This window comes from Petrotoga sp. 9T1HF07.CasAA.8.2 (genome assembly GCF_002895585.1).
Lineage (GTDB): Bacteria > Thermotogota > Thermotogae > Petrotogales > Petrotogaceae > Petrotoga > Petrotoga mobilis.
Genome location: NZ_AZRI01000036.1, coordinates 156,946 through 168,412, shown reverse-complemented (window position 1 = coordinate 168,412; position 11,467 = coordinate 156,946). Strand labels below are relative to the sequence as shown.

At 36.3% G+C, this 11,467-nt stretch carries 11 protein-coding genes; all 11 read right to left on the bottom strand.

Annotated elements, in window-relative coordinates; translation table 11 throughout:
- A partial coding sequence (locus X925_RS08400) for an alpha-hydroxy-acid oxidizing protein (protein WP_121959673.1) occupies positions 1–949 on the bottom strand: 949 nt, incomplete at its 3' end.
- Between the two features lie 4 nt (positions 950–953).
- On the bottom strand, positions 954–1,505 hold the full coding sequence (locus X925_RS08395; RefSeq protein ID WP_121959672.1) for a nucleoside-triphosphatase: 552 nt from the start codon (positions 1,503–1,505) through the stop codon (positions 954–956).
- Complete coding sequence (locus tag X925_RS10635; RefSeq protein WP_012209531.1) at positions 1,498–2,493, bottom strand: xanthine dehydrogenase family protein molybdopterin-binding subunit; 996 nt, start codon at positions 2,491–2,493, stop codon at positions 1,498–1,500. Before X925_RS10635 ends, X925_RS08395 begins: the two co-directional genes overlap by 8 nt.
- The gene (locus tag X925_RS10630) at positions 2,490–3,776 is read right to left on the bottom strand and encodes a xanthine dehydrogenase family protein molybdopterin-binding subunit (RefSeq protein WP_369974002.1); all 1,287 of its coding nucleotides are present in this window, start codon (positions 3,774–3,776) and stop codon (positions 2,490–2,492) included. Before X925_RS10630 ends, X925_RS10635 begins: the two co-directional genes overlap by 4 nt.
- Complete coding sequence (locus X925_RS08380; protein WP_121959670.1) at positions 3,754–4,248, bottom strand: (2Fe-2S)-binding protein; 495 nt, start codon at positions 4,246–4,248, stop codon at positions 3,754–3,756. Before X925_RS08380 ends, X925_RS10630 begins: the two co-directional genes overlap by 23 nt.
- Positions 4,245–5,162 carry a xanthine dehydrogenase family protein subunit M gene (locus X925_RS08375; RefSeq protein ID WP_121959669.1) on the bottom strand — a complete coding sequence of 306 codons (918 nt, stop codon included), beginning with the start codon at positions 5,160–5,162 and terminating at the stop codon, positions 4,245–4,247. The genes X925_RS08380 and X925_RS08375 overlap by 4 nt, the downstream gene beginning before the upstream one ends.
- On the bottom strand, positions 5,104–6,435 hold the full coding sequence (ssnA, locus tag X925_RS08370) for a putative aminohydrolase SsnA (protein WP_121959668.1): 1,332 nt from the start codon (positions 6,433–6,435) through the stop codon (positions 5,104–5,106). The genes X925_RS08375 and ssnA overlap by 59 nt, the downstream gene beginning before the upstream one ends.
- Before the next feature lie 17 nt (positions 6,436–6,452).
- Positions 6,453–7,820, bottom strand: a complete 1,368-nt coding sequence (locus X925_RS08365) for an 8-oxoguanine deaminase (protein ID WP_121959667.1) — start codon at positions 7,818–7,820, stop codon at positions 6,453–6,455.
- A gap of 5 nt (positions 7,821–7,825) precedes the next feature.
- Entirely contained in the window at positions 7,826–8,299 is a 474-nt protein-coding gene (locus X925_RS08360; protein WP_121515404.1) for a (2Fe-2S)-binding protein, read from the bottom strand.
- Between the two features lie 43 nt (positions 8,300–8,342).
- The gene (locus X925_RS08355) at positions 8,343–9,221 is read right to left on the bottom strand and encodes a xanthine dehydrogenase family protein subunit M (protein ID WP_121959666.1); all 879 of its coding nucleotides are present in this window, start codon (positions 9,219–9,221) and stop codon (positions 8,343–8,345) included.
- Positions 9,218–11,410 carry a xanthine dehydrogenase family protein molybdopterin-binding subunit gene (locus tag X925_RS08350; protein ID WP_012209522.1) on the bottom strand — a complete coding sequence of 731 codons (2,193 nt, stop codon included), beginning with the start codon at positions 11,408–11,410 and terminating at the stop codon, positions 9,218–9,220. Before X925_RS08350 ends, X925_RS08355 begins: the two co-directional genes overlap by 4 nt.
- Between the last annotated feature and the right edge of the window lie 57 nt (positions 11,411–11,467).

The following is an 11,467-nucleotide window of genomic DNA, read 5'->3' as shown; positions in this document are numbered from 1 at the left end:
CACATTCAGTGCATTTTTCATCGTTTATGTCTGGAACTATCAATTTATAATTTGGCTGGATAACGGTATTTTTTTGAGCTATTCCCCTAATTTCTTCTAGGGAGTTGAAACCATGATCGTCCAGATACTTTTCAATTTCGTTGGCAATTTTGTTATATATTTGAGGTCCATTTAAAATCGCAGCTGTACAGACTTGTACAGCTTGGGCTCCTGCCATTATCATCTTTATTGCTTCTTTGCCTGTACTGATTCCACCTACTCCAACTACCGGAATATTAACCGATCTTACAGCCTCAAAAACTGCCCTCAAAGCTAAGGGAAATATTGCTTGACCTGATAACCACCCATAACCTCTCTCACTTCCCAACAATGGTTTACCGCTTTCTAAATCAATATCTAACGTCGGACCGAAAGAGTTTATTAAGACTAAACCATCTGCACCTGCCTTTTCAGCCTCTTTTGCAAACGTAGGAATATCTACTTGGGGACTGAGTTTTACCATAACGGGAAGGTCTGTACTTTCTTTTGCAGCTTTTATGCTATTAATCATAGGTGTTGGATCGTTACCAAGATAATGAGTAGAGAGTTCAAAGGCATCAGCGAATCGTTCTACTTTTGGTATTACTTCCTTTATCTCTTCAGAGGTGTACCCAACTCCTATTATCACAGGCAACCCTGTTTCAACAACCTTAGGGTATTCTTTTTCAATCCATTGTTCTAAGGATAACTCAGACCAAAGTTCGGTATTGATAAAACCTCCTTTTACCTGTGCCATATTTGGCTTTGGAACTTTTGCAGCTTTCACTGAGACCGTTTTAGTAACGATTGCTCCAGCTCCTCCCTCTTTGGCTTTGTAAGCACTCTCTCCATCTTTAATGGGAGGCCCAGCAGCAGGCATTACAGGGGTTTTTAACAACATTCCTAATAAGTCTACAGATATATCAGACATAAATTCACTCCTTCAGTGTAATTATTTGTTTTATCAAAAATAATACCTCTTTGTAAACTTCTTCGCGGTTTTCCAAGGTCACTCTAAATATTTGAACGTCTTTTCTATTCCTAATATCATCCAAAAATGGATTAGATTCATCCTTTATTACACCCAAAACAGGTTTATCACTGTTTAAAACTTCATATACTTTCTGCTGGAACTGGTAAGCAGTTAACTCGAATCTTCCCAATTCATCCATTATTACAATGTCAGCATTATCAATGTTTGTAAGAAGTTTTACACCAATTTCGTTAAATACTTGAATATTTATCTCCCAATTTGTAGAGTAATCATTTCTGAAGGCAAATCTGTTATATTTAGATTTTTTAGATCGATCACCGTTATTAAATGAAGATGCTTCTACTAAATAAAAGGCGTTCCAATTATTTTTTTTACCTTCTCTATCAACTGAAAAACCACAAACATGTAATGATAGTTGATTAATCACTTTACGTATAATCGTCGATTTACCTATACCTATAGAACCTGTAAGAAAGATGTTATTTTTAATCATTTTCTTTTTCTTTTAGAGCTTTAAGAATTTTTTCTGGGGTGATAGGCAATTCATAAAATCTAATACCTATAGCATCGTATATAGCGTTAGCAATGGCAGGGGAAGCTGCAATGGTTGTTGGTTCTCCTATACCTTTTGCACCAAATGGCCCGATAGAATCTTCATTTTCTATTAATACAGAATGAAAATTCGGAATATCCATAGAAGTTGGAACCAAGTAACCTGTCATATTTGGATTTAATGTGATTCCATTTTTTATTACTTGTTCTTCCATAAGAGCCATACCTATTCCTTGAGTTGTACCACCCTCTATCTGTCCTTCCACATTTATAGGGTTTATAGCTTTTCCACAATCAAGTGCGGTGTAAACATCTTTCACATCAACTTTTCCAGTGGTTGTGTCAACCTCTACATCGACTATTTGAGTCATAAAGGTATAAGCAACGTAGACTTCATGGGCCTGTCCGGATATTAAATCGGGAGAATATGTTGGTGGAAAGTAGGTCGCTTCACCTTTCAAAGTTTCACCTTTTTCTTCTACCTTTCTTTTTAAATCCCAGTAAGTAATTGTTTTTTCAGGGTTAGGATTGTAGATGATTTTTCCATCTTTCAAAGTTAGTTCAGGATAATTACTATTGAACTCTAAACTCGCATAATGGAAAATTTTTCCCTTTAAGTTCTCACACGCTTGTTTTACGGCATTTCCTGTAAAGGTGGTTTGACGAGTTGCAGATGTTGATCCTGAATTCATAGTTTTATGAGTATCGCCCTGAATGACTTTTACTTTTTCAACACCAACTGAAAGAACTTCTGCTGCAATTTGACTGATAACCGTTAAAACTCCTTGTCCTACATCGGCAGCTGCGGTTACCACTAAAACCTTTTCATTATCCGTAAATTCAACCGTCGCATGAGAAAAATCGGGAAATCCTTCACCGTAACCATATCCGAACATTATTGTAGCCATACCTCTTCCTTTTTTCTTCAATGTCGAACACCTTCTTTCTCTTTTGAAAGCTTTAAAGCTTCCTGTATTGTTTCAACGACGTTGACACTTTGTGTAAGTCTTTGACCATTTGGCGTAGTAGAACCGATTCGATAGGCGTTTTTAAGTCTGAGCTCTGCTGGATCCATAGCTAACTTTTCTGCTAAAATGCTCATTTGAGATTCATAGGCGAAAGTCATCTGCATTGCTCCAAATCCTCTCATAGCACCAGAATATGTATTGTTAGTGTAAACGGTATGAGCGATGCCCTTAACGTTAGGTACATTGTATGGACCTGTACAATGGTACATACCTTTATGTACAACAGCAGGACCACTAGATGCATATGCCCCAGTATCTCCTACAACTTCAACCTCCCAAGCCTTTAGAATTCCATCTTTTGTGGCTCCTGTTCTAGCCTTAATATACAGTGGATGCCTTTTAGACTGTGCGATCATAGATTCTTCTCTGGTGTAAGTTAATTTGACAGGGTGTTTAGTAACCATTGCAGCCAACGCTAAATGTATATGAACCGATATATCTTCTTTTCTACCAAACGCTCCTCCAATAACGGGTTGTATTATTCTGATTTTTTCTTTGGGTAGATTCAAAGATTGGGCTATATCTGCTTGTGTATCATGAAGCCATTGTGTAGCTGCCCAAATAGTTATTACACCAGTTTTTTCGTCGTAAACAGCTACGCCAGACTCCACTTGTAAAGGGAGTTGGTCAACATGCTGCGTTTTGTACTCTCTTTCTATTATTACATCAGACTCGTTAAAACCTTTCATTACATCCCCTTTGTTTAATTGATGAGTAACAACTATGTTTCCACCTTCATGAATTTTTGGAGCGTCTTCTTCCATTGCCCTGAAAGGATCGGTAATGACCTCTAATTCTTTAACCTCAACATTTATTAAATTAATTGCTTTAGTGGCGATTTCTTTACTCTTTGCAACGACTATTGCCAATGCGTCTCCCATAAAACGGGTTTTTTCTCCTATCCCAACCAGAACGGGTTGATCTTTTATTATCAATCCAAACTTTTTCAAATTTGGATAATCTTTTGCGGTTATAATCTTAATTACCCCCGGTAATGATTCTGCTTTAGAGACATCGATCTTTTGGATGTAAGCGTGTGGATGGGTTGCGCGTTTAACTTTCACATAGAGCATGTCTTCAAGGTATATATCATCGGGATAAATAGCTTTACCAGTCACCTTGTCTTTGGCGTCAACTTTAAAGACGTTCTCCCCTACGTATTTATTTGACTTCAAGTTTCTCACCTCGCTTATACTCAGCGATTTTAGTGACCGAGAGTTTAACAGCGTCTATTATTTTTTGGTATCCTGTACATCTACAGATATTGCCGGATAATCCCCTTTTTATTTCTTCTTCCGTTGGGTTAGGAATTTCATCTAGAAGTTTCTTAGTTGCTAATATAAATCCAGGAGTACAAAATCCACATTGTACCGCCCCTGTTTCAATGTATGCCTCTTGAATGGGATGTAAAATATCTTTATTACTCAAACCTTCAATGGTAACTATATCTGCACCATTGGCTTCATATGCAAGTACCAAACAAGAGGCTACGATCTTATCGTTCATTATAACCGTACATGCACCACATTCTCCTTTTCCACAACCTTCTTTTGTACCTGTAAGTTTCAGGTCGTCCCTAATTAAGTCCAACAATCGGGTAGTTGAATTTACATTGCATTCTCTTTTAATACCATTTATGGTAAAGCTTATTTTCAATCTACCCTCACCATCCTTTCTATTTCGTTTAAAGCGTAGACTGTTAGATTTTTTGCAACTTCTATTCGGTATTCTTTGGTTCCTCTTATGTCGTCTATCGGTGAAATATTTTCAGAAACTACCTTTCCAATATGAGAATAGTCCAATTCGTTTAATTTTTTCCCAACCATCAAAGGTTGAATTTGTGAGATCTCAATTGGAATGGGAGCTACAGAACCAAGAGAACATTTCACTGTTTTTATGCGTTCATCATCATTGAAGGTCACAACAATAGCCAACGTGATACTTGAAATTATTAAAGCATTTCTTTTACCAACTTTGAACCATTTTCCAAAGGTATGTTTTTGGGGTATTGGAATGATAATTTTTTCGATGATTTCATTCTTTCTAAGTGTGTTTTTTTTAGGTCCTAGAAAAAATTCTTGTGCGGGTACTTCACGAGTTTCATTTTGTGAAGTTAGTTTGAATACTGCATCATATGCCATTAAAGGAGGTAATAAATCTCCGGCTGGGGAAGAATTTGCAATATTTCCACCTATGGTACCCATGTTTCTGATTTGGGGTGATCCAACATCCCATGCTGCTTGGCTGATAAGCGGAAAATATCTTTGTATAATCTCAGATTTTTCTAATTCATCGTGGGTGATTAAGGCACCAATTTCAACTAGATCATTGTTGATTTCGATTTTTTTCAGTTCATTGAGGTTTTTTAAGCTCAACCACCTTTCTATTTCATAAAGACGGTCAAAGTAATCTACCAAAACATCTGTACCACCTGCGATGATTTTGATGTTAGGGCTGTATCTTGAAAGTATTTCTGCAGCTTCTTTCAATGTGGTGGGAGCAAAGTAATCATCAGAATCTCTCCCAAAATCTTCTTGCTTGCTCCCTAGTTCTCCTGTGTATTCTTTCATAATCTAAAATCGTCACCTCCCGATTATCCATAATAATTTTGCCGTCTATAATAACCGTATCAACCAACCCACCGTTCATTCCGAAAAGGATGTGGGAATAAACGTTGTCTTTTTCAACGGGTGTTGGGGAGATATAATCCACTATTATTAAATCGGCTGGGAAATTCTCTTTTATCTTTCCTATTTTTAGGTTTAAAAGGTTGGAAGCAATTTGCACATTATTGTTAAACCCCATGCTGTAAACTTCGCTCCATCCTGCCTGTGGATCACCCAATTGATGTTTTTGGAGCAAGTTTGCAACCTTTATACTTTCGAACATATCGTGTGTATAAGCATCTGTTCCCAGACCGGTTAGGATTTCGTGATCAAAAAAATCTTTTATTGGAGCTGCTCCTACCGCGTTCCCCATGTTTGATTCTGGATTGTGAACAACCCAGGCACCACTTTCCTTTAATATTGGGATCTCTTCCTTCTTGATATGAACACTATGAACAGCTAAGGTATGAGGTCTTAATATTTTAAATTTCGATAATCTATCGACTACACCTTTGTAACCTCTTTTTACACTGTCTTGCAAATCTTCTATCCCTTCTGCTACATGGATATGAAAAGGAACGTTTAATTCGTCAGCTAACTCAGAGGCTTTGTTTAAAGTTCTGTCTTCAAGAGTAAAAGAAGCATGTAATCCAATCATCCCACCTAATTTATCGTTCTCAGAATCCTTAATCTTTCTAATAAACCTTTCATTTTCTTTTAAAGATGCATCGCTTTTAGCTTGTCCATGTCTATCTGATACTTCATAACAAAGATTCGCCCTTATACCGGTTTCCATGACAGCTTGCGCAATGATGTCCAAACTTCCATCTATATAATTAAAACTTGCATGATGATCAAAAATCGTTGTCACACCATTTTTTATGTTCTCTAAGATTGCAAATAACGCACTGTAATAAATATCCTCTTCGTTTAAAGTGTTGTCCAATCGCCACCACAATTTTTCTAATATTTCTAAAAAGTTTTGTGGAGGGATGTCGGTTTTTAAATTCATTCCTCTGGCGAAAGTGCTGTACAGGTGTGTGTGAGTGTTTATCAAACCAGGCATTAGAATTTTATCTTGGGCGTTTTTGAAAATAGCGTTTGGATATTTTTGAAGTAAATTTTCTGTTTCTCCTATTTCTTTTATTTTTTTTCCTTCTATTAATACTGCACCATTTTCAATTATAGGAATTTCTTCATCAAAGGTGAGAATAGTAGCGTTACCTATTAACAACATGTTGTTCCCTCCAAATTTCAGGCTTTGACCATCCTTTTAGAAAGTTCATTAGCTTTGTCTATAATTTTTCTTTCATCGACTTTGACAAGCTCACCATCTTTTACAACTATTTCTCCATTGACGATTGTCATATCTACGATTTGAGAATCTCCAGTGTTAATGAGCATTGAAATGGGATCGTAAAGACCTCCTGTATAACCTAATCGGTCCCAACGAATCAAGAACATATCTGCTGCCTTACCTTCCTCTAAACTTCCGATTTCTGGTTGGTTTATAACTTCACTTCCACCTTTTGTGGCTATATTCAGCACATCTTCGGATGTGATAGCGTTGATACCGTAAATTAATCTGCTCATCAAAAAAGCAGTTTTCATTTCTAAAATCATATTAGAAGAATCGTTGCTTGCACTCCCATCGACAGCCAGGCTAACTTTTACACCTTTTTTTAACATGTAGGGGATACTTGCAGCTCCAGAGGCGAGTTTTGAATTCGAAACGGGACAGTGAGCAACCCCTGTTTTAGTTAATGCCAACTTATCTATCTCTTCTTCGTTGAAATGAACCCCATGGGCAAACCATACATCAGAACCTAACCAATCTAAACTCTCCATGTATTCTAATGGTCTCTTACCAAAGGCATCTATACAAAATCTCTCTTCATCTTTTGTTTCAGCTAGATGTGTATGACTACAAACACTATATTCTCTTGCCAATTTAATAGATTCGTTGAGAAGTGTAGAGGTTACAGAAAATGGAGAACAAGGAGCTAGAATGACTCTATGCATGGCAAATGGAGAAGGATCGTGAAATTTTTCAATAACTCTTTGGGAATCTTTCAATATTTCTTTTTCTGTTTGAACTACTGAATCAGGAGGAAGTCCTCCATCTTTTTCACTCAATGACATACTTCCTCTACTTCCATGTAATCTGATCCCAATTTCTTTTGCAGCATAAAATTCGTTGTCAAGAAGATCTGGTGGTTGATTTTTTGGAAAAACATAAAATTGATCAACTGATGTCGTGCAACCTGTTTTAAGTAATTCCCCTGCTGCAACTAAAGTACTATAATAAACAACATCTGGTGTTAATCTTGACCAAATTGGATACAAAAACTTTAACCAATCAAATAATTGCACATTTTGTACCTGGGGAATGTTCCTAGTAAAAGTTTGATAGAAATGATGATGTGTGTTAATCAACCCTGGATAAACATAATATTTAGAACCATCTATAACTTCATCTATTTGTTCGTTTGATAAATCTATATTTTTCGCAATTTTCTCTATTTTGTTTCCTTTAATTAAAATATCGTGATCTTTCAATTGATCTTTGTTTGCATTCATCGTGATAATAACTTTAGCGTTTTTTATTAATATGTTCGACAAAGATATCACCCTTTCTTATTCTGTGTAACTGCTTCTATCGCTTCAACTATTTGTTGATATCCGGTACATCTACAGAGATTCCCTTCTATCGCAGTTTTTATTTCTTCCCTTGAGGGATTAGAATTTTTATTCAATAAAGCTTTAGCAGACATCAGCATACCAGGGGTGCAAAAACCGCATTGAACAGCTTGATGATCAATAAAAGATTGTTGCAGTGGATCTAATTTTCCATTAACTTCCAACCCCTCTGTGGTGAAAACTTCATAACCATCAACTTGAGCAGTTAAAACTAAACAAGAATGAACAGCCTCGCCATTTAAAATAACTGTACAGGCGCCACATTCTCCCACATCGCAACCTTCTTTTACGCTAGTTAATTTCAATTGATTGCGTAAAGTATCAAGAAGTCGCTCCGTTGGGTCTACTTGTAATACTTCTTTTTTATTATTCACATAGAGCGTTACTTCAATTTTTCCCATTTTTTTGAATACCTCCATCAACTTAAGTTTCAATCAATCTAATTTAACAACCTTCACTTGAATTTGTTATCTCTATAATAGCCTTTTTGAAAATTGCCCCCAAGGCTGGTTTTTTGTAAGGAGTAGACCATCTTTCGCCAGTTATTTTTACCATTTCGTCACCTATTTTTTTTGCTAACTCTTCCAAATTTAATTGACTAGCTTTTTGATTTAGTATTTCCCCTTCTATATTCTTAAATCTTATCGGAAAAGGTGTTGCAGAACCTGGCACTATTCTTATATCTTCAATTTTTGAGTCTTGTTCATTTATTTTTGCAACGACAGCTAAGTTTAGTCTTGCTATATTCAAAGCTCTTCTTCTTCCAATTTTTTGAAAACTAAAACGATAATTTTCATCTAGTTTTGGAATTATTATTTTAGTTACAAGTTCATCTTGATTTTTACTGGTCTTGTAAGGTCCTACAATATACTGATCTAAGGGCACATGCCTTTTCCCATTTATAGAACTTAGCTCTATCTTAGAGTCTAACGCCATCAAAGGAGGAATTAAATCAGCTGCTGGAGACGCATTAGATATATTTCCTCCAACGGTACCTCTGTTTCTTATCTGTACGGAGCCTATACTTTTTGCTGCAGTTACGAGAAATGGGAAATATTTGTTGATAACGTTTGATTGGATTAACATTGTATGTGTACACAAAGCTCCCAACTCGACGTTATCTTCCATTTCATCTATATATTGAAGACCTTTGATATTAGAAATATCCAATATATAATCAAATTTTTCTAATCTTGGACTTTCTTTATGTATATCTACCAGTATATCAGTTCCACCAGCTAATACCTTTATATTTTCATATTTATGCAAATATTCTAAAGCAGAATCAACATCTTTAGCAATTAAAAAATCATATTCAATCATCTTTTCTTCCTTCCTTTTTTCAAAGAATGACCTACAACAATTTTCTCTAAGTTTATGGGCAAGGATCTTATTCTTTTTCCTGTTGCTTGGGCAACAGCGTTAGCTATAGCAGCAGCACCTAATTCTAAGGTGGGCTCTCCTACGGATTTTGCTCCGTAAGGCCCACTAGGATCAGGGTTTTCAACTATAATGGGAGTTATATCTGGCATATCTTTTACTGTGGGTATCAAATATTCGTCAAAATTGGTGTTGTTGATGTATCCCTCGTCTGTATCCAACTCTTCCATGATTCCGTATCCAAGGCCCATTGATATCCCACCATAAAATTGTCCAAGAACGCTTGCAGGATTGATAGCTCTTCCAACATCATGAGCAGCTACCATTTTCAAAACTTTTATCTCACCAGTGCTGATATCAACTTCAACTTCTGCTATCTGACATCCATAAACATATGTAAAATAGGGTCTCCCTTGCCCTGTTTCTTCATCCCAACTTATCTCAGGTGATTTGTACCAACCATATGAAGATAAAAAGACGCCAGAGTTGTATGCACTGGAAACAGCTTCATCGAAAGACATTAATTTTATTTGATTTGGAGTATAAATCGAATTGTCTTTAAATATTAATTCTTTGTGGGATAAATTATATTTTTCTATAAGAAAATCAGTTAATTTCTTCTTGAGCTTTTTAGCGGCATCTAGCGTTGCATTCCCACCAACCAATGTCGCACGAGAAGCCACCGTAGAACCGCTATCTGGAGATATCAAAGTATCAACGACCATAAAGTTGATCTTTTCAATATCTATTCCTAATTCCTCGGCTACAATTTGAGAGAAGGCTGTTTTAAGACCTTGTCCGTTTTCAGCCAAACCACTATAGAAATATAATGTTCCATCTTTTTGTATGGATAATATGACACCAGCGGCATCCACAGCTTCTGCTCCTAAACTACAGCCTCTATAACTTATAGCCATTCCTATTCCTTTCCGTTTATCACCTTTTTGTTCCTTACTGTATTCTTTGTATTTCTCTAAAAAATTGATCGAATCGGTAGCCTTTTTAATCACTTCTCCGAGACTGACTTTGTGATTATCAAGTTTTTGGCCACTTGCTGTTACAGAATTATCGTGAAAAATATTTTTCAATCTAAGTTCCAAGGGATTCATCCCAAGTTCTTGAGCTAATTCATCCATTAGAGATTCATTGGCAAATATAACTTGAGGAGAACCGTATCCACGCATGGCTCCAGTGTATACATTGTTGGTATAGTATCCAAAAGTATCTGTCTTAACGTTTGGAATTTCATAAGGACCAGTAGCTTGAACCACAGACCTCCAGGTAACAAATGGAGTTTGGCAGGCGTAAGCTCCGCTGTCCGCGATTGCCTCAATTTCCATAGCCAGTAACTGGCCATCTTTTGTTGCTCCGACTTTGTATTTCAGTTTGTAAGGATGCCTTTTATAACTTTCGATAATTGATTCTTCCCTAGTATTTTTTAATTTTACAGGTCTATTCGTTTTCAAAGCTAGAACAGCAGCTCGAGCAGCCATAGAAGAAATTACTTCATCTTTACCACCAAACGAACCTCCTATGTGATTTTGAACTATTCTAACTTGGTTGAATCCGATTTTAAGAACAGAGGCAACTGCGTTACGACAAGCAAAAGGGTTTTGTATAGACCCATATATAGTAACCACACTGTTGTTTTCATAAGGAACGGCAATTACAACCTCAGGTTCTAAATATGCATGCTCAACAAATTGGGTTTGATACTCTCTTTCCAAAATTACATCAGATCTTTTAAATCCTTCTTCTACATCGCCTTTTCTAAGTTTATGGTGAATGACCTGATTATTATCTTTATCTTCATGGATAGTTGGTGCATTTCTAGACTCTAATGGATCAAAAATTCCAGGGAGCTCCATGTATTCTACTTTTATACTTTCAACCGCTTTTTTTGCTGTCTCAGGAGTTTCTGCAGCGACCAAGGCTATTCCATCACCTATGAAATAAGTCCTTTCTTTAGCTAAAACTTGTTGGTCTGGGATAATAACACCAAATTCGTTATTTGGTATATCTTTTGCGGTAATAATTGCTTTTACCCCAGGAATTTTTTCGGCTTCATCTAAGTTTATGTTCAATATTTTCGCCGAAGGATACTTAGTTCTCAGAACCTTCGCATACAACATATTTGGAAATTCTAGATCATCTGCAAATTTAGCTTTTCCAGTAACCTTTTCGTATGC

Excerpts from the sequence above, each read along its gene's own strand:
- X925_RS08395 (WP_121959672.1), bottom strand. The coding sequence starts at position 1,505 with ATGATTAAAAATAACATCTTTCTTACAGGTTCTATAGGTATAGGTAAA.
- X925_RS08375 (WP_121959669.1), bottom strand. The coding sequence starts at position 5,162 with ATGAAAGAATACACAGGAGAACTAGGGAGCAAGCAAGAAGATTTTGGG.
- ssnA (WP_121959668.1), bottom strand. The coding sequence starts at position 6,435 with ATGTTGTTAATAGGTAACGCTACTATTCTCACCTTTGATGAAGAAATT.
- X925_RS08360 (WP_121515404.1), bottom strand. The coding sequence starts at position 8,299 with ATGGGAAAAATTGAAGTAACGCTCTATGTGAATAATAAAAAAGAAGTA.
- X925_RS08355 (WP_121959666.1), bottom strand. The coding sequence starts at position 9,221 with ATGATTGAATATGATTTTTTAATTGCTAAAGATGTTGATTCTGCTTTA.
- X925_RS08350 (WP_012209522.1), bottom strand. The coding sequence starts at position 11,410 with ATGTTGTATGCGAAGGTTCTGAGAACTAAGTATCCTTCGGCGAAAATA.